Source organism: Microbispora sp. NPDC046933, assembly GCF_040644635.1.
In the GTDB taxonomy this organism is placed as follows: domain Bacteria; phylum Actinomycetota; class Actinomycetes; order Streptosporangiales; family Streptosporangiaceae; genus Microbispora.
The window spans coordinates 278,932-300,417 of record NZ_JBEYWW010000002.1; the positions used below are offsets into that span (position 1 = coordinate 278,932).

The following is a 21,486-nucleotide window of genomic DNA, read 5'->3' on the forward strand; positions in this document are numbered from 1 at the left end:
ACGACAGGCCTTCAGGACGCGAGGAGTTGCCCGATCTGGCGGAGTCCCGCCAGATCGTGCACATCCTCGGGCATCGCGGGCACCTGCGCGATGGGCACCGTCGGATGGGCCGAGGTGAAGTGCTCCTGCTGGCGCTGCTCCCGGGCGGCGAGCTGCATCCTTCCGGCGTGCAGTCGCAGCACGGCCGCGGTCAGCTCGTGCTCGCCCCTGCCGTCCAGGTCCTCGGCGGCCGCGGAGCTGCGCGCCGCCGACAGCGACGGCGCAAGCGGCCGGTGCACGCGGTTGACGACGAGCCCGGCCAGCGGCATGCGCTCGTCGGCCAGCCGCTCGACGAAGTAGGACGCCTCGCGCATCGCGTCGCGCTCCGGCGCGGCGACGACGAGGAACGCCGTGCCCGGCGCCTGCAGCAGCCGGTACGTCTGCTCGGCACGCTGGCGGAAACCGCCGAACACCGCGTCGAGCGCGGTGACGAACATCTGGATGTCCCGGAGCACCTGGGCCCCGATCACCTTGGTCAGGATGCCCGCGACCATCCCGAAGCCGGCGTTGAGCAGCTTGAACGCGCTGCGCCCGCCGGCCTTGGCCGGTGCCGTGAGTATGCGGATCAGCCTGCCGTCCAGGAACCGGCCGAGGCGCTCTGGGGCGTCGAGGAAGTCGAGCGCCGACCGCGACGGCGGGGTGTCCACCACGATCAGGTCCCACTCGTTCGAGCGGCGCAATTGGCCCAGCTTCTCCATCGCCATGTACTCCTGCGTGCCGGAGAAGCTGGACGACAGCGACTGGTAGAAGGGGTTCGTCAGGATCTGCTGCGCACGCTCGGGATCGGCGTGAGCCTCGATGATCTCGTCGAAGGTCCGCTTCATGTCGAGCATCATCGCGTGCAGCTCGCCGCCGGCCTCTCCGGCGCCGTCCACGCCGTTCACGCCGTTCACGCGCCTCGGGGTGTTGTCGAGCTCGGTCAGGCCCATCGCCTGGGCCAGCCGCCTGGCGGGGTCCACGGTCAGGACGACCGCCGAGCGGCCCCGCTCGGCGGCGCGCAGCCCGAGGGCCGCGGCCGTCGTGGTCTTGCCGACACCGCCCGAGCCGCAGCACACGATGATCCGGGTGTCCGGATCATCCAAGATCGCGTCGATGTCCAGCGCGGGCGCCGTCCTGGTCACAGCTCAGCCTCTCACTCGATCACAAGGTCACGCCGCGCACAGTTCACGCGACACACTGGGCCCGCAGCGCGTCGGCCAGCTCGTAGAGCCCGGCCAGGTCGGCGCCGTCGGGCAGCAGCGGCAGGTCGTACCGCGGCACGGCGGCCTCCTCCAACGCGACGCGCTCGCGCTTTTCCAGCTCGGTCCGCTGGGCGTGCTCGATCACCTCACGGGCGAGCGCCTCGGCGACCGCGGAGGCGTCGGCCCTGCCGTCCGTCAGCCCGGCCGCCTTGAGGCCGAGCGCGAGCTCGGCGGAGTCGAACCGGCCCTGGCCGGCCGCCTCCAGCACGCCCTCCGGCAGCCCGGCGGGGCGCACCATGTTGACGAACACGCCGCCGACCGGCAGGCCGGTCGTACGCAGCTCCTCGATGCCGTCCAGCGTCTCCTGGACGGGCATCTCCTCCAGGAGCGTCACGAAGTGGACCGCCGTCTCCGGGGAGGCGAGGACGCCCCGCACGAGGTCGGCGTGGTTCTTGATGGGCCCGACCCGGGCCAGCCCCGCGACCTCCTGCGTCACGTTCAGGAAGCGGGCGATCCGGCCGGTCGGGGGCGCGTCCATGACGATCGCGTCGTACACCCTCCGGCCCAGCTTGTCGCGGCGCCGTACGGCCTCACTGGTCTTGCCGGTGACCAGGACGTCCCGCAGGCCGGGGGCGATGGTCGTGGCGAAGTCGACCACGCCCATGCGGGTCAGCGCCTTGCCCACGCGCTTGATGCCGTAGAACATCTCCAGGTATTCGAGCATGGCCTCTTCGGGGTCGACGGCCAGCGCGTACACGTCCCCGCCGCCGGGCGCCACGGCGATCTTGCGCTCCTCGTACGGCAGCGGCGGCAGGTCGAACGCCTGGGCGATGCCCTGCCGTCCCTCGACCTCGACGAGCAGCACCTTGCGCCCGCCCGCGGCCAGGGCCAGCGCGAGCGCCGCGGCGACCGTCGTCTTCCCGGTGCCGCCCTTGCCGCTCACCACGTGCAGGCGCACGCCGTCCCAGTCGGTGTCACGGGCCTCCCCGTTGCTCCCGCCGCGACTGCTGGTCGGCTGACTCACCGTGCCTCCTCCGGACGGCCGGCGAGATCGCGTGCGCGGGTCGTCGCGCGGTGGTTCCCGTCGGCGTGCCTGCTCCACTCGCCCACGTGAGGAAGGCTACCCAAGGGTTACCTGCCGATTCGCGGGGGTCGTCCTCCATCGAAACCCGAGGTACGGCTTGCGCGTCGATTGGGTAAGGGTTCGACAATGGGCGCTCGCCCAATCGGGTCGACGAAGGAGGTGCCGGCCGTGGAGTCGGTGCTGTTGACGCTGGTCGTGGTCCTGGGGTTCGCCCTGCTCGTCGCGGTGGCCCGGGGTGTGCGGATCGTCCAGCAGTACGAGACCGGGATCGTGTTCCGGCTCGGCCGGATCCAGCAGGAGGTGCGGGGGCCCGGTCTCCACCTGATCGTCCCGATCGTGGACCGCATGCAAAAAGTCAACATGCAGATCGTCACGATGGGGGTGCCCGCGCAGGAGGGCATCACCAGGGACAACGTGTCGGTCCGCGTCGACGCCGTGGTCTACTTCCGGGTGATCGACCCGATCAAGGCGGTCGTCAACGTCCAGAACTACCTCTTCGCCGTCTCGCAGGTGGCCCAGACGTCGCTGCGGTCGGTGATCGGCCAGTCGGAGCTGGACCAGTTGCTGTCGGACAGGGACGCGCTGAACGCCCAGCTCAAGGCCGTCATCGACGAGCCGACCGAGGGGCCGTGGGGCATCCGGATCGAGCGGGTCGAGATCAAGGACGTGGCGCTGCCCGAGGGCATGAAGAGGTCGATGTCGCGGCAGGCGGAGGCCGAGCGGGAGCGGCGCGCCCGGATCATCACGGCCGACGGCGAGTTCCAGGCGTCCAAGCGGCTGGCCGCCGCCGCACGGCAGATGTCGTCGGACCCGGCGGCCCTGCAACTGCGCATGCTGCAGACCGTGGTGGAGGTCGCGGCCGAGAAGAACAGCACGCTGGTCATGCCGCTGCCGGTCGAGTTGCTGCGTTTCTTCGACAAGATGGCTCCCGCCGAGGCGCCCGCCGCCACACAGAAGGCCGAGGAGCCCGAGCCTGTCGAGGAGGCGCTGGACGAGCTGCCCGCCATCGACGCTCCGGCCGACCTGCCGGGAACGGCGTTCGACGTGCCCGCCCACGCTCCCCGGCCCGAACCGCGTTCCTGAGCGTCCCCGGCGTGCCGTGCCTCGATAGCCTTTGCCCATGACCAAGTGGGAATACGTCACCGTGCCGTTGCTCACGCACGCCACGAAGCAGATTCTGGACAACTGGGGCGAAGACGGGTGGGAGCTCGTCTCGGTCATCCCGGGGCCCAACCCCGAGCAGCTGGTCGCCTACATGAAGCGGCCGAAGTGATGGCGACCCCGGAGGAGCGGCTCGCCGAGCTCGGGCTCGCGTTGCCCGAGGTCGTGCCCCCGCTGGCCGCGTACGTGCCCGCCGTACGGACGGGCGACCACGTCTACACCTCCGGCCAGCTTCCGCTCGTCAAGGGCGAGCTGGGCGTGACCGGCAAGGTCGGCGCGGAGGTGTCGGCCGAGGAGGCCAAGGAACAGGCGCGCATCTGCGCGGTCAACGCCTTGGCGGCCATCAAGGCGCTGGTGGGCGACCTGTCGCAGGTCGTAAGGATCGTGAAGGTGGTCGGGTTCGTCGCGAGCGCTCCCGGTTTCACCGGGCAGCCGCAGGTCGTCAACGGCGCCAGCGAACTGCTCGGCGAGGTGTTCGGCGAGGCGGGCAAGCACGCGAGGAGCGCGGTCGGCGTGGCGGTCCTCCCGCTCGACGCCCCGGTCGAGGTGGAGGTCATCGCGGAGGTCCGCTGACCGTCCGGCCGGCCGGAACCGGGGTTTGCGGTTCCGTGAAGGCGTGGGGGAGCATGGGGGCCGGTTGACCCGATCGTTGTTCTGGAGGGCCTCATGGGGTTTCCGCTGCCCGGCGAGGTCGGCGAGCGGGCGCGGGAGATCCTCGCCGGCCGCCTGGCTCCCGTCCCCGCCAGGGACGCGGCCACGGTGGTGCTGCTGCGTGACGACCCCCTGGAGGTGTACCTCCTCAGGCGCAAGGCCACGATGGCCTTCGCCGCCGGCGCCTACGTGTTCCCCGGCGGATCGGTCGACCCGCGGGACGCCGACCACGCCGTTGCCTGGGCGGGCCCGTCGCCCGCCGAGTGGGGCGAGGTCTTCCGGGCCGGCGAGAGCACGGCCCGGGGCCTCGTCTGCGCCGCCGTACGCGAGACGTTCGAGGAGTCGGGCGTGCTCCTGGCCGGGCCGGGCCCGGACACGGTGGTGACGGACACGACCGGCCCGGACTGGGAGGCCGACCGCCTCGCGCTGATCGCGCGCACGCTGTCGTTCGCCGAGTTCCTCGACCGGCGCGGTCTCGTGCTCAGGTCCGATCTGCTCAAGGCGTGGGCGCACTGGATCACCCCGGTCGTGGAGCCCCGGCGCTTCGACACCCGCTTCTTCGTGGCGGCGCTGCCGCCCGGGCAGCGTACGCGTGACGTGGGCGGGGAGGCGTCCGGGGTGGCCTGGATGCGGCCGGGGGACGCGCTGGCCGCCGCGAGGGCGGGAACGGCGCACATGCTGCCGCCCACCTTCCGCACACTGGCCGAGATGGCGGCGTTCGAGTCGTCCGGCGACGTGCTCGCCTGTCCCCGGTCGATCACGACCGTCCTGCCGGAGCCCGCCGAGGTGGACGGGCGGATGGTGCTCATGATTCCCGAGACAGGAAAGGCGGCCGAGTGAGCGGCCTGCAGATCCCGGTGGAGGGCCCGGACGGCTCCGGCGGTCTCGACGGCGCGGGCACGGCGAGCGCCGTGAACGTGCTGGCGCCCAACCCGTCGCCGATGACCCTCGACGGCACCAACACGTGGATCGTCGGCGGGGCGGACGCCGTACTGGTCGTGGACCCCGGCCCGGACGACGAGGCGCACCTGCGGCGGGTCGCCGAGCGGGTGGACGGCCGCCGGGTGACCGCCGTCCTGCTCACGCACGGCCACCCCGACCACAGCGAGGGCGCGGGGGCGCTCGCGCGGATGCTCGGCGCGCCGGTGCGGGCGCTCGACCCCCGCCACCGCCTGGGCGAGGAGGGCCTGGTGGACGGCGACGTGGTGACGGCGGGCGACGTGGAGGTGCGGGTCGTCGGCACGCCGGGCCACTCGTTCGACTCGTTGTGCTTCTGGCTGCCCGGCGACCGGGCGATGCTGACCGGTGACACCATCCTCGGCCGGGGGACGACCGTGATCGCTCCCGACGGGGACCTCGGCGACTACCTGCGCAGCCTGGACCGGCTCAGGCACGGCGCCGAGATCCTGGAGGCCACGGCGCTGCTGCCCGGTCACGGGCCCGTCCTGCCCGATCCGGCCGGGGTGCTCGACGCGTACATCGCCCACCGGCGTGAGCGGCTTGACCAGATCCGCGAGGCGATCCGCAGGGGCGCCAGGGACGCGCGCGAGATCGTCGAGATGGTCTACGCCGAGATCGACCGGTCACTGTGGCCGGCCGCCGAGATGTCGGTGGCGGCCCAGCTCGACTACCTCAAGACGCTCTAGCGGCTCAGCGGGAGCGGTTGAAGAGCCGCTCCCTGTCCATGATCACCACGGCCTTGGCCTCGATGCGCAGCCAGCCGCGCTGGGCGAAGTCGGCCAGGGCCTTGTTGACCGTCTCCCGAGAGGCGCCCACGAGCTGGGCGAGCTCCTCCTGGGTGAGGTCGTGGTGCACCCGGATGCCGTCGTCGGTCTTCTGCCCGAAGCGGTCGGCCAGGTCCAGGAGCTGCTTGGCGACCCGGCCCGGCACGTCGGTGAAGACGAGGTCCGCGAGCACGTCGTTGGTGCGGCGCAGCCGCTGGGCCAGGGCCCGCAGCAGGTGGAGGGCGACCTCGGGCCGGCCGGTCAGCCACGGCCGCAGGTCGTCGTGGCCCAGCCCCGCCAGGCGCACGTCGGTCAGCGCGATCGCCGAGGCCGTACGCGGGCGGGGGTCGAACAGCGACAGCTCGCCGAACATCTCGCCGGGGCCGAGCACGCTCAGCAGGTTCTCCCGGCCGTCCGGGGCGGTACGCGCCAGTTTGATCTTTCCTTCGAGCACCACGTAGAGCCGGTCGCCCGTCTCGTTCTCACTGAAGAGGGTGCGGCCCTTGGGCAGCTCCACCTCGGTGATGCTCGTACGCAGAGCCGCGGCGCTCTCGCGGTCGAGCGCGGAGAACAGCGGCGCCTTGCTCAGTACTTCCTCGGTGCTCACGGTGCCTCCTTGCTGCGGGCGCGCTCGGTCGCCGGCTCCGTGCTAGCCATTGTGACCCACGCCTTCCACGGCGCATTACGGGGTGTCCCGTTACGTCGCATGGGCGTAGGTCCCGGCTCGCACTCGTGTGCGTCGTGCCTGGCGAAACAACACAATCTTGGCGAAAACCTATCCTGACGCCCATTGCTGCTCGACCAGCTCGGGTAGCCGGTCGTCCCCCTACGGGCACAGTGTATTGCGCTGCGTAGGGACAAATTGGCAAATACAGGCTGCATATGTGGCATGTGTGGCAAGCCATGACCTGGGAGCGGGCCGGGGGCGCGAGGCCCTACGCTTGCGGCATGGCGACGAACACGGCCGCTCCCCGACGGCGCCAGCGCCAGGCCGAGACCCGCCTGGGACTCGTGCGGCGGGCGCGGCGAATCAACCGGATCCTGGCCGAGACCTACCCCGACGCCCACTGCGAACTCGACTTCGGCAACCCTCTGGAGCTGCTGATCGCCACGATCCTGTCGGCGCAGTGCACCGACAAGAGGGTCAACATGGTCACTCCGGTGCTCTTCGCGAAGTATCGGACCGCGGCCGACTATGCCGGTGCGGACCGCGCCGAACTGGAAGAGATCATCAAGTCGACCGGGTTCTTCCGGGCGAAGGCCAACAGCATCATCGGGATGGCGCAGGCCCTCTGTGAGCGCCACAAGGGGGAGGTTCCGGGCAAGCTGGTCGACCTGGTCAAGCTCCCCGGCGTGGGCCGCAAGACCGCGAACGTCGTGCTCGGCAACGCCTTCGGCGTCCCGGGAATCACCGTCGACACGCACTTCCAGCGGCTGACGAAGCGCTTCGGCTGGACGACCGAGACCGATCCCGTGAAGATCGAGCACGAGGTCGGCGAGCTGATCCCCAAGTCCGAGTGGACGATGCTGTCGCATCGGCTGATCTGGCACGGCCGGCGCATCTGCCACGCCAGGAAGCCCGCCTGCGGCGTGTGTCCCCTCGCCGCGCTCTGCCCGTCGTACGGCACGGGCCCGACCGACGCGGACGAGGCGCGCAAGCTGGTGCGGCCGGGCCCGTTCTCGTGAATACGCGGTGATCGGGAAGCTCGCGTGCTCTCGCGTGGTTGTACGGCACGCCTGGGCCCGCGCGTGCCCGGTGTGACAGCGGTGTGACGATGTGGAGGTGGTCGTGGCTCCCCCCTGGTTGACGGAGCTGGCCGCGAAGGCCGCGCACAGCCCTGTTCCCACCGCGTTGCGACCGCCCGCGAACGGCGCCGGCCGCTCGGCGGCGGTGCTGTTGCTGTTCGGCGAAGGGCCGGAAGGGCCCGACATCCTGCTCATCCAGCGCAGCTCGAAGGGCCGGGTGCACGCCGGTCAGCCCGCGTTCCCCGGCGGCGGCGTCGATCCCGACGACGACGGCCCCGTCGGCGCGGCCCTGCGCGAGGCCCAGGAGGAGACCGGGCTCGACCCCTCGGGCGTCGAGGTCGTCGGGACCATGCCCGAGCTCTACGTCTGGCGCAGCGACAACCGGGTGACCCCCGTGCTCGCCTGGTGGCACACGCCCTGCGCCGTGCACGCCGCGTCTCCCGACGAGGTCGAGACCGTCGAGCGGGTGCCGGTAGCGGAACTGGTGGACCCGGCCAACCGGCTGCGGCTGCGCCACCCGCGCGGCATCGTCCCCTCCGTGGCGTTCCGTGTACGCGGCCTGCTCGTGTGGGGGTTCACCGCCGGCGTGCTGGACGGGGTGCTGACCGCGGCCGGCTTCGAGCGTCCCTGGGACCGGTCGCGGGTCGAGGATCTTCCCCCCGAGGTCCTCGACCTGGCCGCGCGGGGCTGAGCCGCCGCGGGGGCCCGTACGCCGCGGATGGCGACGAGACCCGGCAGACGCCCGCACACGACGAGTGGCGTGCCTATACCGTGGAAACTGTGCGCGGCGATCTTCTGGATCTCATCCTGATCGGCCTGGTGGTGGCCTTCGCGGTATCCGGTTACCGGCAGGGCTTCATCATCGGGGCCTTCAGCTTCATCGGATTCGTCGGTGGCGCCCTCCTGGGGCTGTTCATCGCGCCGCCCCTGGCCGGAGCGATCGTCAGCGGGGACATCGAGAGGGCCCTGTTAGCCATCGTCATCGTCTTCCTGGCGGCGACGATCGGGCAGTTCGCGTCCTCGACGATCGGCGCGGTGGCCCGCAGCCACGTCACGTGGGAGCCGGCCAAGGCCGTCGACGCCTTCGGCGGTTCGGTCGCCAGCGGTCTGTCGGTGCTGGCCATCGCCTGGCTGCTCGGCTCCCTGATGATCTCGATGAGCTTCGGCCAGCCGCTGATCAAGGACCAGATCAACGGCTCCGTCGTGTGGCAGACGGTCGACGAGGCCATTCCGGACGGCGTGCGGGACATGCAGAAACCCTTCAGGGACTTCGTCAGCACGTCGGAGTGGCCGCAGGTCATCACCTCCATCGGCGGCCAGAACGTGCCCCCGCCGGACCAGAGCCTGATCAACAGCAGCCCGGCCCTCGTCCGGGCCCGCAGGGCGATCGTCAAGGTGCAGGGCACAGCCCCGAGCTGCCGCAAGCGCATCGAGGGCACCGGGTTCGTCTACGCGCGCCAGCGGATCATGACCAACGCCCACGTGGTCGCCGGGGTCACCGAGGGGCTGCGGGTGACCGACTACGACGGCAACCAGTACGACGCCCGGGTCGTGCTGTACAACCCCGAACGCGACATCGCGGTCCTGTTCGTCCCGGGCCTTCCGATCAACGCGCTGCGCTTCGACATGAACGCCGACAAGGGCGACAGCGCGATCATCGCCGGCTATCCGAAGGGACACCCCTTCACGCCGCTCGCCGCGCGCGTCAGGATCAAGCAGCGGGCCGAGTCGTACGACATCTACAACCAGCGCAAGGTGGAGCGCGAGGTCTACGCCATCCGGGGCAAGGTCCAGCCGGGCAACTCGGGCGGGCCGCTGCTGAGCCCGGACGGCCGGGTGTTCGGAGTGATCTTCGCCGCCGCGACGGACCAGCCGGAGACGGGCTACGCCCTCACCGCGGAGGAGGTCATGCCCGACGCCAAGGACGGCAGCGGCGCCGTCGTCCGCGTGGGCACCCAGGACTGCGACTAGCCAGTCGTTCGGCTTGCTGTGATGGTGAAGGCGAGGTAGCCGGAACTGCCTGTCGTCGCGAGCACCAGGCGGCAGAATGCGCGCATGCGGTTGGTATGGGTGGGCGCCTCGGCTGCTGCGGCATGTGCGGTGGTGGCGGTGGCCCTGTTCCTGAGTGACCTGGAGACGCTGTCCTGGATCGCGGGCGCCGGCTCGTTCATCGTCGCGGTGGCCTCCCTGGCCGCGGCGCTGCCCCCCACCGGCGCTTCCGACCAGCGTGCGCACATCCCCGCACCGGCGGCCGCGTCCGATCCCGGCCGGGCCCGACCCGAAACGTCCCCGGCCGCAGGAGAAGAAAGCCCGGTGATCGTGGAGCTGACCACGCCCTGGATACGGATCGCCAAGCGGCTGGCCAGCGCGTTCAAAGGCGCAGGCTTGGCCGCGATCACTCTCGTCGTCGGGTTGGGCATGGACACGATCACAGGAGAGAGCCACAAGCATCTCTCGGTAGGGGTGATCCTCCAGATGTATGCGATCATCGGGGGGTTCATGGCCACCTTGCTCTTCTTGACCGCCGGGGCGGAGGGCAAGGACCTGCTCATCGTGGACCACATCGGTCTGACCGTCGTGGACAAGCGCTGGATACGCGCGGCGGACACATCCTTCTCCATCCCTTGGGCGCTGGTGCACCGCATCCGCGTCGAGCCCAGCGGCCCCTGCCATGCCCTGATGGTGGAGTTCAAGGACGCGCAGGCCGGAACCGCGGAGCGGGCACAGATCGACGCGCTGAAGAAGCGCCACAACTGCGCGACCTCCTACAAATGCTCTGTGGCCCGGCTGTACGTAGCCTCGGGCGGTGCGGAGCGCACCGCGCTGCTGCACACCATGCGCACGGCACTGGGCCGGTTCGGTGGCCGCGCCTACTGCGAGTAGCTTCGGAGCCGCGATTCTCCGCGGCCGGCAAACCGAGAGATCAGAGGACAGGCAGGCCCGTCGAGCCGGCGGTGCCGAAGCCCGGTCGGCCGGTCCGGACGGTCGGAAACAGAGAGGCCCGGCTCGGTCAGCAGCCACCCCTCCCGCGCTGCCGCAGGATCGGATGTCGCCGCACGTCCAACCGCCACAACGGCCAACCCGGCGAACCTATGCGGTCACAGCACCAGTCACCCGGCGGGGGTCAGGAGGGTAAGCACGGTGGCGATGGCCGAGCCGGCGTCGGCGTTCCCCTCGTCGACGGCGGTCGTGATCGCGTCGGCCTGCACGGCCAGGGCCCGCAGGTCCAGCCCGTAGGGCCGGGTGGAGCCGTACACCGCGAGCCGGGCGGATCCACGGGTCAGCAGGGCGGCCGCGCCGGAGAGGTTGCCGCGCTGGATGTGCGTGAGACCGACGCATATCTGCGCGAGCCCCTGCCACAACTCGCGTTCCTCGGCCGGGCCGGTCTTCCAGCGGGCCTCCAGCACCTCGTGGGCGTGGAACGGGCGGCCGGCCGCCAGCAGCTTCCTGGCCTCCTCCAGCGCCTCCTCGGCGGCGGGGGCGTAGTCGTCCGGCACCCGGGGCACTCCCTCTGCGCCTTTCGGGAGCGGCCTGCCGTACTCGTCGCGAGGGCGTGCATTGCGGGGGCGACCCGCTTCATCACGGTCACGCATGGTCTCTCCGCAGGGCGCGTGGGCGGTTCAGAGCGGCCGAAGCGGCGGCGATCTCCCGGAACACCGGAGATCAACCAGGAAGTTGGGCCACTTCAGGGCACATTTCTACTATCTTCTTCAAGATCACGGGTACCGATCCGGCAGCCGGGGACGGCCGCCTGGGGCGGTCACGACGGGTGAGACCGGCGACGGAGGGACAAAGCCCGGCACCGGACGCCAGGTCAGCGGTCGGATCCAGCGGTCGGATCCAGCGGTCGGATCCCGCGGTCGGGTTCGGCGGTCGAATTCAGCGGTCGGGTTCGGCGGTCGGGTTCAGCGGTCAGGTTCGGGGTCGGAGAGCCAGGAGATCAGTTCGGCGTTGAACTGCTCGGGGCGCTCCTCGTGCGGGAAATGCCCGGCGCCCTCGATCAGCCGCCACCGGTACGGCGCGGCCACGAACCTGCTGGAGCCCTGGGCGGTCCGCGGAAGGACGCACGGGTCGAGCGCGCCGTGCAGTTGCAGCGTCGGCGCCTCGATCTCCGCGCGCATCTGACGTGCGTAGCGGAAGCCGTCCGGGCGTATCTGGGACCGGGCGAACCAGCGGTAGTACTCCAGCGCGCAGTGCGCCACCGTCGGGAGCCGCATCGCCTCCCGGTACACCCGCGTCACGCCGTCACCGGGCCACTGCGGCCCGGCCCACCTCTCGACGAGCCTGCCCACCGCGGCGCCGCCCTTGCGGGTGAGCTTCCGCTCCGGCAGGAAGGGGAGCTGGAACCCCAGGGCGTAGCGGCTGGCCTTGAGCTGCCCGAGCGGGTCGGTGAACAGCGCGGACCGCAGGCGCAGCGGATGCGGCGCCGACACCGGGACCAGCCGCCGGACCACCTTGGGGTCGAGGACGCCCATCGTCCAGCCCAGCAGCCCGCCCCAGTCATGGCCCACCACGATCGCGCTCGTCTCGCCGAGCGCGCGCACCAGGCCCGCCGCGTCCACGGCCAGCGTGGGCAGGTCGTATCCGCGCGGCGGCTTGTCGCTGGTGCCGTAACCGCGCAGGTCGACGGCGACGGCCCGGTAGCCGGCCTCCGCCAGCGCCGGAAGCTGGTGCCGCCAGGTCCACCAGAACTGGGGGAACCCGTGCAGCAGCAGGACCAGCGGCCCCTCCCCGGCCTCCGCCACGTGGAACCGCACACCGCCCGCGTGGACCACCCGGTGTGTCCAGGGGCCGTCGACCTCCGTCAGCGTCTCGTCAACCGGCATCGCTCACGGACTCCCGGTGGGCGCCCACCTGCCCGGCGGTGGGGCCGGTGTACGGCGGTGGCGCCGGGGCAGCGGGCCGCGGCGCGGGGGCCGGAACCTTCTCCGGCAGCTCCTCCTCCGCCTCTTCCGGGCCCGCCAGGCCGCGCAGGCTCCGCCTGGTGCGCTTCATGCCGGTCAGCCCCTTGAGCCGGCGGTAGCCGACGAGGACCAGCAACCCGGCCATCAGGAGGTAGAACACGGTGACGATCGTGAACGCGAGCCACGTGGCCAGCCCCGCGGCCACGAGGGCGTACGCGATCGCGAACGAGGCCAGGATCAGGCACAGATGCCCGATGAAGGCCGCGGCGCCGAACAGCCCGGCTGCCACGCCGACCCGCTTCGCGTCGAACTTCAGCTCGGCCTTCGCCAGCTCGATCTCCGACCGTACGAGGGTCGAGATGTGATGGCTCGCCTGGGCGACCAGCGCACCGAGCGATTCGTCCTCGGGCATGAGCGATCTCCTATCTGCGACTATCAAACATCATCTCGTGCCCGTCCGCGCACGTGCACGTGAAGCCCCCTCGCCTGTGGATGACGGCGGCCCGAAGGCCGCGTAGGCGGGGACCTGCCCGCACACGGCCGGAATAGACGCCTCAGGCGATCTGCCCGCTCCTCGTCGCGGCGAAGCGCGCGGCCGCGGGGCTCCGGCGCCCGTACGGGCACCGGGGATTCCATACGGGCACCGGAGATTCCGCACGGGCACTGGGGACTTCTCGGACGCGGCCCCCCGTGCGGGCGTGGAGACGAGGAAAGGCGTGGACGCCGTTCGTCCACGCCTTCCTCATGAGATCGGGCGGCTCGCGATCAGTCGTCGCTCTTGGCGCTGGGCAGCTTCTCCGCGATCAGGTTCATGACCGAGCTGTCGGTCAGCGTGGTGACGTCGCCGAGCGAGCGGTTCTCCGCCACGTCGCGCAGCAGCCGGCGCATGATCTTGCCGGAGCGGGTCTTCGGCAGCTCGGGCACGACCAGGATCTGCCGCGGCTTGGCGATCGGGCCGAGCGTCTTGGCCACGTGGGCGCGCAGCTCGGAGGCGATGTCGTCGCTCTCCTCCGCGCTGCCGCGCAGGATCACGAAGGCCACGATGGCCTGGCCGGTCACCGGGTCGGTGGCGCCCACGACGGCCGCCTCGGCCACCTTCGGGTGGCTGACCAGCGCGCTCTCGACCTCGGTCGTGGAGATGTTGTGCCCGGAGACCAGCATGACGTCGTCCACCCGGCCGAGCAGCCACAGGTCGCCGTCCTCGTCGCGCTTGGCGCCGTCGCCGGGGAAGTACATCCCCTCGAACCGCGACCAGTAGGTGTCGACGTAGCGCTTGTCGTCGCCCCAGATGGTTCGGAGCATGGACGGCCAGGGCTCGCGGACCACGAGGAAGCCGCCGCCGCCGTTCGGCACCGAGTTGCCCTGGTCGTCGACCACGTCGGCCGCGATGCCGGGCAGCGGCTGCATGGCGGCGCCGGGCTTGGCGGCCGTGACACCGGGGAGCGGGCTGATCATGATGCCGCCGGTCTCCGTCTGCCACCATGTGTCCACCACCGGGCAGCGGTTGGCGCCGATGTGCTCGCGGTACCAGACGTACGCCTCGGGGTTGATGGGCTCGCCGACCGACCCGAGCACCCGCAGGGACGACATGTCGAACTTCGCGGGGATGTCGTCGCCCCACTTCATGAACGTACGGATCGCGGTGGGGGCGGTGTAGAGGATCGTGACCTTGTACTTCTGCACGATCTCCCAGAAACGGCCGCGGTGCGGGGTGTCCGGGGTGCCCTCGTAGATCACGCTGGTCGCGCCGTTGGCGAGCGGGCCGTACACGATGTAGGAGTGCCCGGTGACCCAGCCGATGTCGGCCGTGCACCAGTAGATGTCGCTGTCGGGCTTGAGGTCGAAGACCGCGTGGTGGGTCCAGGCGACCTGGGTGAGGTAACCGCCGGTGGTGTGCAGGATGCCCTTCGGCTTCCCGGTCGTGCCGCTGGTGTAGAGGATGTACAGCGGGTCCTCGGCGTCGTGCGGCACCGGCTCGTGCTCGGCCGGCTGGCGGTCCACGAGGTCGTGCCACCACACGTCCCGCTCCGTGACCGCGACGTCCTGGCCGGTCCTGCGCACCACGACGACGTGCTCGACGCCGGGACACTCGGCGACCGCCTCGTCGACCGTCGGCTTGAGCGCGCTGGGCGCGCCGCGGCGGAAGCCGCCGTCGGCCGTGACGACGACCTTCGCGTCCGCGTCCTCGATGCGGCTCTTCAGGGCGGAGGCGGAGAAGCCGCCGAAGACCACCGAGTGGATCGCCCCGATCCGGGCGCAGGCCAGCAGGGTGATCGGCAGCTCGGGGATCATCGGCATGTAGACCGCGACCCGGTCGCCCTTGCGCACCCCCAGCTCCTGCAGCGCGTTCGCCGCCTTCGCGACCTCCTTCTGCAGGTCGGCGTAGGTGATCGTACGGCTGTCGCCCTCCGGCTCGCCCTCCCAGTAGTAGGCGACCTTGTCGCCCCGGCCGGCCTCCACATGGCGGTCGACGCAGTTGTAGGCGACGTTCAGCTTGCCGCCGATGAACCACTTGGCGAAGGGCGGCTTCCATTCAAGCGTGGTGTCCCAGCGCTCCGCCCACGTCAGCCGCTCCGCGGCGCGCTCCCAGAAGGCGAGCCGGTCCTGGGCGGCCTCCTCGTAGGCGTCCGCCGTGACGTTCGCGGCCGACGCCAGGTCCGCCGGGGGCTCGAACCGGCGCGTCTCGCTCAGCAGGTTCGACAGCGTCTCCTGGGTTTCCTGACCGGGGGTCTCGGTGGCCACTCCGTGCTCCTTCACAGCGTCTAAAGGTTGTCTCTCGTTCGGCCGCCTCGGCCAAGCTGGGGTATGTCGTGTCCCACTTCACCAGGCGAGCGGTGTCAAGTACAAGTAATCGGGGCAGGCGTGTTTTGTCCGGTAATAGGGCTATGGCCTGCAAACTTAGCGACAGCTGTGAAGGCGGCCGAGACCGGCGTCGCTTTTGTGCGCTGAACGGCCGCACCTCCTCGGCGAACGACTCCTTACCGGCGGGTATGGTCGGGGGCTGTGAGCGATCCCCTGGCCGTGATCGCCGGGCTGCCCGGCGTGCCCGAGGCCGTACAGGAGGCCCGAGAGGCCGTCGACCGGCTCTACCGGCACCGGGTGCTGCGCCGGCGCAGTCCGGAGGTATCGGCGGAGTCGGCCCTGCGCGGCGCGCGCGCCTCCGCCGCGATCGAGGGCGTGGACGTGCCGCTGGAGCCGCTGCGCCTGGGCGAGGTGACCGACCCCGTCGTGCAGGGTGCGCTGCGCGCCTCGGCCGAACTCGGCCGGTTGGCCCCGACGTGGCGGTCGGCGCCGCGGCAGGTCCTCGCCCGGCTGCACGCGCTGGCCGCGGCCGGGCTGACCGCCGACCCCGGCAGGCCCCGGACCACGCCCACGACCGCCGATCCGCTCGGGCTCGGACCGGCGCCCGGAGCGGAGGAGACCGCGGCGCGCATGTCGGCCCTCGCCGGGCTGGTCACGGGTTCCACCTCGGCGCCCGCCCTCGTGCTCGCCGCGATCGTGCACGCGGAGCTGGCGGTGCTGCGTCCCTTCGGCGTGGCCGACGGCCTGGTCGCCCGCGCCGCGGAGCGGCTCACGCTGGTCGACCTCGGCCTCGATCCGAAGTCGCTCGCCGCCGTCGAGGTGGGCCACGCCGATCTCGGCGACGCGTACGCCGAGGGCCTCAGGGCGTATCTCAAGGGCACGGGGGAGGGCGTCGGCACGTGGGTGAGGCACTGCGCCTCGGCGGTCGTCCTCGGCGTCCGCGAGACGACGGCGATCTGCGAGGCCATGTCCCGCTGATCCGCCTCTTGCGGTCCGCGGCGGGGCCGTGGTGGACATCGGCCTGTGACAAGGGCGTCGGTGTGGACGAAGGCGCTGGCGTGGACAAAGCGGACGGCGTCCCTGGTATGGAACGCCGTCGCCGGTACGTGTCACCGGGTTACCAAGCGTGCACCTGAATCTGTCGGAGCGGGTCAAGCCCGTCTCGACACGCCTCCCGCGGCTGGTCGCGCGTGGGTACCCGATGCCGTACGCGGACCCGCAGGTCCGTAATCCCTTTTTACGTCCGTTTCCCTGGGATGGAAACCCCTACCTTCAAGAGCTTTACCGAGTCCCTTGAGGTCAATCCTGCACTTTTGTCCCCATTGATGCCGTTTGTCGGCACGATGAGGTGTCATCGGTGACTCCTCGTGGCCGCCGCTCGCACCCGTTGCGACCGTGCCTGTCGACATGCCACACTGACTCTGGGAAAAAATTTTACTCAGATGGGAGAGGGTCCTCGACGTACCTCTCGTGATCAGGCACCATACCGTGTGTCTCTCCATACGGAACGGCGTGCGTCCCTTGGGGGTGCTGGAACCCTTGCCATGCCCTGGTTCCTTGTTTAAAGCTTTCTTGTAATACGGGACCGGCTCTACCCCCCCAGAGCCGGACCGCCAGGCGACCCCCGCTCTCCCCCCCGGCGGGGGTCGCCCTTTTGGACCAACCTGGCTGTGGCGAGTAGCGGACGCCCCTAACTGCTCGGTCCTGTCCACAGGCCGGGCTTCGTCCACAGAACGCGGTTCGCTCTCCCGGGCCGGTCGCGGCCCATCGCATCGTGGTCCTCCCGGACGCCGAGTCGTCCCGGACGACAGGGAGACACCGATGCCACGCCCACTGGCCATAACCGACGATCAGGAACTCCTCGACGATCTGCTCCGCATCGCGGCCGCCGCGGGCGTCGAACTCGACGTGGCCCAGGCGGCCGCCCACGCCCGGCCGTACTGGATCCGGGCGCCGCTGGTCGTGGTCGGCAGTGACCTGGCCGACGACCTCGCCGCCACGGGGCCGCCGCCCCGGCAGAACGTGGTCGTCGTGACGCGGACGGCCGACGACCCCGACATGTGGCGCAGGTGCGTCGCCGTCGGGGCGCACACCGTGTTGGAGTTGCCCGAGGCCGAGCGGCTCCTCGTGGAGGAGTTCGGCGACGCCGCCGAGCCCGCGACCAGGGCCGGCACGGTCCTGTGCATCGCCGCAGGGAAGGGCGGCGCCGGAGCCACCGTCCTCGCGGCCTCCCTGGCGCTGACGGCGTCCCGCGGCGGGCTGCGCACGCTCCTCGTCGACGCCGACCCGCTCGGCGGCGGCATCGACGTGCTGCTCGGTCAGGAGGAGGCCCTGGGCGCCCGCTGGCCCGACGTCGTCGGGCGGGAAGGCAGGGTGAGCTTCGCCGCGCTCCAGGAGGCGCTGCCCACCTTCGGGGAGCTCACCGTGTTGTCGGCGCATCGCGGCGAGCCGGTGCGCATCCCCCGGGAGGCGATGCGCGTCGTGCTCGACGCCGCGCGGCGCGGCTGCGACCTGGTTGTGGTCGACCTGCCCCGGCATGTCGGCGAAGGCGAGGCGGAGGCGCTCGCCAGGGCCGCGGCGACGATCGTCGTCGTTCCCGCGGACCTGCGAGGAGCGCTCGCGGCGGCCCAGACGGTGACGCTGCTCCGGCCGGGGACCGGCGACCTGCGCCTGGTGATGCGCGCCGGAACGCTCGATCCGGAGGTCGTCGCGGCCTCTCTGTCGGTCCCGTGCGCGGGCGTGCTCCCGGAGGTGCGCGGACTCGTGGAGACGCTGGATCGGGGAGATCCGCCGCCGCTGCGCCGATCCCCATTGGGCCGCTTCTGCGGGGAGCTGCTCGAGTCACTCGTGGGCGGGTTGTCCCACACCGGCAGGACCGGCCGGCCGTCCGCCGGGGCGGGTGGCCCATGACCCGCGAAGGCCCGGTGACCGTTCCGGGGGTCGGCGCGGATCTGTTCGAGGCGGTTCGCGTACGGCTGTCGCAGACCGGTGCGGCTCCGAGCGAGGCACAGGTGGCGGCGGCCCTGCGCGCGGAGCGGGCCGTGCTCGGTGACGCCGAGATTCTGGCTGTCGCACGAACGCTGCGCGCCCATCTCATCGGCGCGGGCCCGCTCGAAGCCCTGCTGGCCGAGCCGGGCGTCACGGACGTCCTCGTCAACGGGCCTCGCGAGGTGTGGGTGGACGACGGGGACGGCCTGCGCAGGACGAGCGTCACGTTTCCGGGAGACGACGAGGTCCGCAGGCTGGCCCAGCGTCTGGCCGCGGCGGCCGGGCGCCGTCTTGACGACGCCTGCCCCTACGTGGACGCCCGGCTGGCCGGCGGCGTGCGCCTGCACGCGGTCCTCCCGCCGATCGCGGCAGAGGGGACCTGCCTGTCCCTGCGGCTGCCGTCACGGCGGGCGTTCACGGTGGAGGAGCTCGCCGCGGAGGGCGGAGCCGCCGTGCTCCGCGCGATCATGGCGGCGCGGCTGGCGTTCCTGGTCACCGGGGGCACCGGCACCGGTAAGACGACCGTGTTGAGCGCCATGCTCTCCCTCGCGGGTCCGGCGGAGCGCCTGCTGCTGGTCGAGGACTCCGCCGAGTTGCAGCCCCAGCACCCGCACGTCGTACGGCTGGAGGCCCGGCCGCCGAACCTGGAAGGCGCGGGCGGGGTCGGGTTGCGCGATCTCGTACGGCAGGCCCTCCGGATGCGCCCCGACCGCCTCGTGGTGGGTGAGGTGCGCGGAGCGGAAGTCGTCGACTTGCTGGCGGCGCTCAACACCGGTCACGAGGGTGGCTGCGGCACGCTGCACGCCAACAACGCGGCGGACGTGCCCGCGAGGCTGGAGGCTCTGGCCTGCGCGGCGGGGCTGTCCCGAGAGGCGGTGCACAGCCAGATCGCCGCCGCGCTCGACCTCGTCATCCACCTCGTGCGGGAGGCGGGCGGCGGCCGTCGCCGCGTGTCGGAGATCTGCGTGCTCGAACGCGGCTCGTCCGGTCTGGTGACGGCGGTTCCGGCTCTGACCTTCGACCCGGACGGCCGGGCGTGCCGGGGCCCGTCCTTCGACGCGCTACGAGCACGCTGCCCCGCGTCCTGGCCGTCATGACGTCGCCAGGTGCTCCTTCGCCGCCGCCAGGTGCTCCTTCGCGCCGCAGCGGACGCCGAAGCGCGTTCCGGGCGGGTCGGCCGCAGCGGGAAGGGCGTGCCGTGTCGTCGCGGGTGGGCCTGTCGCACCGGGCCGGCGGTCGCGGGGCGACGCTCCTGGCCGGTGCCTCGCTGCCGGGAGGGCTGTCATGACGCCGCCGGGAGGGCTGGTCACGGGGCTGGTCGCGGTGCTCGCCGCCGCCATCGCCGCCTGGGTGTGGGCCGGGCCGGACGCCGGGAGGACACGCCTGGCATCGCTCACCGGAACGCGGCGGCCGAGGGACATGCGCGGGCTCTGGGCGGCACTTGCCCGCCGTCCACGGCCAGGGGCGACGGCGGCGGCCTGGCGTGCGGCGTCCGTCGAGCTGTGCCAGAGCCTGGCAGCCGAGCTGTCGGCGGGCAGGACTCCCGGTGACGCCCTCGCGCGTGCGGTCTCCTCGGTCAGCCCACCCGACGCGGCCGCACTCGCCCCGGTGGTCGCCGCCGCCCGTGACGGCGGCGACGTCGCCGCGGCCCTGTTGCACGCGGCGCCCGTCCGTGGTGGCGAGGGCCTGGTCCGGCTGGCCGCGTGCTGGCGGGTGAGCATGGCCGTGGGCGGTGGCCTGACCGCGCTGGTGGAACGGGTGTGCGCGTCTCTGCGGGAGGCACAGGCCCATCGAGAGGAGGTGGCCGCCCAGCTTTCCGGACCTCGGGCGACCGCTCGGATGCTGGCGGGCCTGCCCGTGCTCGGCCTGCTGATGGCCGCCGGACTCGGCATGAATCCGGTGGCGTTCCTGTTCGGCGGCCCGGCGGGGTTCGCCTGCCTGGTCGTCGGGCTCGCCCTCGACGCCGCCGGCGTTTGGTGGACCCGCAGGCTCGTCGTCCGGGCGGAGGACCTGACGGCACCGTGATCAGAAATGCCGTGATCGGCCAGCGCCAGCGGCTCTCGCGAGTGCGCGCCTGTCGCGACGGTGTGGCCAGCGGCTGTCGCAGCGGTGTGGCCTGGCCGGCGGCTTTCGTCCGTGGTGAACAGGCGACGGCTGTCGCGAGTGGTGAGAGAGGACGGCCGTCGAAATAGAAGGCGACGCCGGTTGTCCTGCTGAATCCGGTTGTCCTGCTGGGAAGGGGGGCGAGACATGATCGCCGTACTGGCCGGGGTCCTGACCACGCTGGCGATGCTGGCATGGCCGGTTGCTCGTTCGCCGGCCGTGCGCCTGAACGCCATCGCGTCGTCGGGGTCGTCACCGGAGGCGCCCGCCCGGGGATCACCGGGCGCCACGCCGGTGGGCGCGAGCGCGTCACGTCGGGGGGTGGCAGTCGCGGCACCCGTGGGATTCGCGCTTTTCCTGCTTCTCGGTGGCCCGGTGGGGGTGCTCGCGGGGGCGGTGACGGCCATCGGCTTGTTCGTCGCCGTTCGCAGGCGGGAACCCGCCGAAGTCAGGCGCCGCCGGAGGGACATGAGCGCCGACCTTCCGTTCGCCGTCGATCTGATCGTCGCCTGTCTCCGGGCCGGACAACCGATGAGCGGGGCCGTCGAGACGACCGCCGTCGCGATCGCGGGCCCGGTGGGTGAGCGCCTCTCGTGGGCCGGTGCTCAGATGCGCCTGGGTGCTCCTCCTGAGGAGGCGTGGGCCGCTCTGTCCGATGAACCGGCGCTCGCCGCCCTGTCCAGAACGATGATCCGGGCTGCCCAGAGCGGTGCGCCGGTCGCAGACGTCCTCACCCGGCTCGCCGACGACGCCCGGCGTACGGCTCGGGCGACGGCCTCGGCCGCGGCACGAAGGGTGGGCGTTCACGCCGTCGCGCCGCTTGGGCTCTGCTTTCTGCCGGCCTTCGTCTTCCTGGGGATCATCCCCATGGTCGCGGGGCTGGCGGGCCAGATCCTCCTGCCATGAACAACCTGTGGACACTGTCATCCACACCTGTGGACAGCAGGGGGCGCAAATGGCTTGGAAGCTCTCCAATCGCTGGTTGTTGATTCACAGGCGAGGGTGCTGTGGCTGTGGACAACTGCGTTGGCAGGGCTCTTGTCCACAGAACCACGCTCGGCCCGAATCCCGCCGTCCGCCATCCCGCAGTCTGGCCCCAGCGC

The 21,486-nt window shown here is 71.7% G+C and carries 21 protein-coding genes; 14 read left to right on the forward strand and 7 right to left on the reverse strand.

What is annotated here, in order from left to right; genetic code table 11:
- Positions 1-11: 11 nt before the first annotated feature.
- Both ABZ857_RS03725 and ABZ857_RS03730 read right to left on the reverse strand, forming a co-directional pair.
- Entirely contained in the window at positions 12-1,160 is a 1,149-nt protein-coding gene (locus ABZ857_RS03725) for an ArsA family ATPase (protein ID WP_357036950.1), read from the reverse strand.
- 43 nt (positions 1,161-1,203) lie between these two features.
- Entirely contained in the window at positions 1,204-2,244 is a 1,041-nt protein-coding gene (locus ABZ857_RS03730) for an ArsA-related P-loop ATPase (RefSeq protein ID WP_357036953.1), read from the reverse strand.
- A gap of 186 nt (positions 2,245-2,430) precedes the next feature.
- Here ABZ857_RS03730 and ABZ857_RS03735 point away from each other — a divergent pair, with 186 nt between their 5' ends.
- From ABZ857_RS03735 to ABZ857_RS03755, 5 genes are all read left to right on the forward strand, one after another.
- Positions 2,431-3,387, forward strand: a complete 957-nt coding sequence (locus ABZ857_RS03735) for a slipin family protein (RefSeq protein WP_357036956.1) — start codon at positions 2,431-2,433, stop codon at positions 3,385-3,387.
- Positions 3,388-3,424: 37 nt separating this feature from the next.
- Positions 3,425-3,577, forward strand: coding sequence for a DUF4177 domain-containing protein (locus ABZ857_RS03740; protein WP_076440089.1), 153 nt, complete (start codon positions 3,425-3,427; stop codon positions 3,575-3,577).
- Entirely contained in the window at positions 3,577-4,038 is a 462-nt protein-coding gene (locus tag ABZ857_RS03745) for a RidA family protein (protein ID WP_079313707.1), read from the forward strand. The genes ABZ857_RS03740 and ABZ857_RS03745 overlap by 1 nt, the downstream gene beginning before the upstream one ends.
- A 93-nt stretch (positions 4,039-4,131) precedes the next feature.
- The gene (locus tag ABZ857_RS03750) at positions 4,132-4,956 is read left to right on the forward strand and encodes an NUDIX domain-containing protein (protein ID WP_357036960.1); all 825 of its coding nucleotides are present in this window, start codon (positions 4,132-4,134) and stop codon (positions 4,954-4,956) included.
- Positions 4,953-5,762 carry an MBL fold metallo-hydrolase gene (locus ABZ857_RS03755; RefSeq protein ID WP_357036962.1) on the forward strand — a complete coding sequence of 270 codons (810 nt, stop codon included), beginning with the start codon at positions 4,953-4,955 and terminating at the stop codon, positions 5,760-5,762. The genes ABZ857_RS03750 and ABZ857_RS03755 overlap by 4 nt, the downstream gene beginning before the upstream one ends.
- 4 nt (positions 5,763-5,766) lie before the next feature.
- Here the strand turns inward: ABZ857_RS03755 and ABZ857_RS03760 are convergent, their stop codons facing one another.
- Positions 5,767-6,447 carry a Crp/Fnr family transcriptional regulator gene (locus tag ABZ857_RS03760; protein ID WP_030506761.1) on the reverse strand — a complete coding sequence of 227 codons (681 nt, stop codon included), beginning with the start codon at positions 6,445-6,447 and terminating at the stop codon, positions 5,767-5,769.
- Positions 6,448-6,788: 341 nt separating this feature from the next.
- Between ABZ857_RS03760 and nth the strand changes: the two genes are divergently transcribed.
- From nth to ABZ857_RS03780, 4 genes are all read left to right on the forward strand, one after another.
- Positions 6,789-7,526 carry an endonuclease III gene (nth, locus tag ABZ857_RS03765; protein WP_357036965.1) on the forward strand — a complete coding sequence of 246 codons (738 nt, stop codon included), beginning with the start codon at positions 6,789-6,791 and terminating at the stop codon, positions 7,524-7,526.
- Positions 7,527-7,623: 97 nt separating this feature from the next.
- Positions 7,624-8,277 carry a CoA pyrophosphatase gene (locus tag ABZ857_RS03770; protein WP_357036968.1) on the forward strand — a complete coding sequence of 218 codons (654 nt, stop codon included), beginning with the start codon at positions 7,624-7,626 and terminating at the stop codon, positions 8,275-8,277.
- A gap of 89 nt (positions 8,278-8,366) precedes the next feature.
- On the forward strand, positions 8,367-9,557 hold the full coding sequence (locus tag ABZ857_RS03775; protein ID WP_357036971.1) for a MarP family serine protease: 1,191 nt from the start codon (positions 8,367-8,369) through the stop codon (positions 9,555-9,557).
- A gap of 84 nt (positions 9,558-9,641) precedes the next feature.
- Complete coding sequence (locus ABZ857_RS03780) at positions 9,642-10,469, forward strand: hypothetical protein (protein WP_357036974.1); 828 nt, start codon at positions 9,642-9,644, stop codon at positions 10,467-10,469.
- 227 nt (positions 10,470-10,696) lie between these two features.
- Here the strand turns inward: ABZ857_RS03780 and ABZ857_RS03785 are convergent, their stop codons facing one another.
- From ABZ857_RS03785 to acs, 4 genes are all read right to left on the reverse strand, one after another.
- Positions 10,697-11,083, reverse strand: coding sequence for a DUF309 domain-containing protein (locus tag ABZ857_RS03785; protein ID WP_357036977.1), 387 nt, complete (start codon positions 11,081-11,083; stop codon positions 10,697-10,699).
- Positions 11,084-11,491: 408 nt separating this feature from the next.
- Entirely contained in the window at positions 11,492-12,412 is a 921-nt protein-coding gene (locus tag ABZ857_RS03790) for an alpha/beta hydrolase (RefSeq protein ID WP_357036980.1), read from the reverse strand.
- Positions 12,402-12,902, reverse strand: coding sequence for a phage holin family protein (locus ABZ857_RS03795; protein ID WP_357036983.1), 501 nt, complete (start codon positions 12,900-12,902; stop codon positions 12,402-12,404). Before ABZ857_RS03795 ends, ABZ857_RS03790 begins: the two co-directional genes overlap by 11 nt.
- 353 nt (positions 12,903-13,255) lie before the next feature.
- Positions 13,256-15,232, reverse strand: coding sequence for an acetate--CoA ligase (gene acs / locus ABZ857_RS03800; RefSeq protein WP_357036986.1), 1,977 nt, complete (start codon positions 15,230-15,232; stop codon positions 13,256-13,258).
- Positions 15,233-15,493: 261 nt separating this feature from the next.
- Between acs and ABZ857_RS03805 the strand changes: the two genes are divergently transcribed.
- The 5 genes from ABZ857_RS03805 to ABZ857_RS03825 all read left to right on the forward strand — a co-directional run bounded on the left by ABZ857_RS03805 (position 15,494) and on the right by ABZ857_RS03825 (position 21,289).
- Positions 15,494-16,270: an oxidoreductase gene (locus tag ABZ857_RS03805; protein ID WP_357036989.1), complete on the forward strand. Its 777-nt coding sequence runs from the start codon at positions 15,494-15,496 to the stop codon at positions 16,268-16,270.
- 843 nt (positions 16,271-17,113) lie between these two features.
- Positions 17,114-18,202, forward strand: a complete 1,089-nt coding sequence (gene ssd, locus ABZ857_RS03810; protein ID WP_357036992.1) for a septum site-determining protein Ssd — start codon at positions 17,114-17,116, stop codon at positions 18,200-18,202.
- Positions 18,199-19,377 (forward strand): TadA family conjugal transfer-associated ATPase, encoded by a 1,179-nt coding sequence (locus ABZ857_RS03815; RefSeq protein ID WP_357036995.1) that lies wholly within the window; start codon positions 18,199-18,201, stop codon positions 19,375-19,377. The genes ssd and ABZ857_RS03815 overlap by 4 nt, the downstream gene beginning before the upstream one ends.
- Before the next feature lie 187 nt (positions 19,378-19,564).
- Positions 19,565-20,305 (forward strand): type II secretion system F family protein, encoded by a 741-nt coding sequence (locus tag ABZ857_RS03820; protein ID WP_357036998.1) that lies wholly within the window; start codon positions 19,565-19,567, stop codon positions 20,303-20,305.
- Positions 20,306-20,530: 225 nt separating this feature from the next.
- The gene (locus tag ABZ857_RS03825) at positions 20,531-21,289 is read left to right on the forward strand and encodes a type II secretion system F family protein (RefSeq protein WP_357037002.1); all 759 of its coding nucleotides are present in this window, start codon (positions 20,531-20,533) and stop codon (positions 21,287-21,289) included.
- The last annotated feature ends 197 nt before the right edge of the window (positions 21,290-21,486 follow it).

Coding starts and splice junctions, on each gene's coding strand:
- ABZ857_RS03735 (WP_357036956.1), top strand. CDS start 2,431: ATGGGCGCTCGCCCAATCGGGTCGACGAAGGAGGTGCCGGCCGTGGAG.
- ABZ857_RS03740 (WP_076440089.1), top strand. CDS start 3,425: ATGACCAAGTGGGAATACGTCACCGTGCCGTTGCTCACGCACGCCACG.
- ABZ857_RS03745 (WP_079313707.1), top strand. CDS start 3,577: ATGGCGACCCCGGAGGAGCGGCTCGCCGAGCTCGGGCTCGCGTTGCCC.
- ABZ857_RS03750 (WP_357036960.1), top strand. CDS start 4,132: ATGGGGTTTCCGCTGCCCGGCGAGGTCGGCGAGCGGGCGCGGGAGATC.
- nth (WP_357036965.1), top strand. CDS start 6,789: ATGGCGACGAACACGGCCGCTCCCCGACGGCGCCAGCGCCAGGCCGAG.
- ABZ857_RS03780 (WP_357036974.1), top strand. CDS start 9,642: ATGCGGTTGGTATGGGTGGGCGCCTCGGCTGCTGCGGCATGTGCGGTG.
- ABZ857_RS03790 (WP_357036980.1), bottom strand. CDS start 12,412: ATGCCGGTTGACGAGACGCTGACGGAGGTCGACGGCCCCTGGACACAC.
- ABZ857_RS03795 (WP_357036983.1), bottom strand. CDS start 12,902: ATGCCCGAGGACGAATCGCTCGGTGCGCTGGTCGCCCAGGCGAGCCAT.
- ssd (WP_357036992.1), top strand. CDS start 17,114: ATGCCACGCCCACTGGCCATAACCGACGATCAGGAACTCCTCGACGAT.
- ABZ857_RS03815 (WP_357036995.1), top strand. CDS start 18,199: ATGACCCGCGAAGGCCCGGTGACCGTTCCGGGGGTCGGCGCGGATCTG.
- ABZ857_RS03820 (WP_357036998.1), top strand. CDS start 19,565: ATGACGCCGCCGGGAGGGCTGGTCACGGGGCTGGTCGCGGTGCTCGCC.
- ABZ857_RS03825 (WP_357037002.1), top strand. CDS start 20,531: ATGATCGCCGTACTGGCCGGGGTCCTGACCACGCTGGCGATGCTGGCA.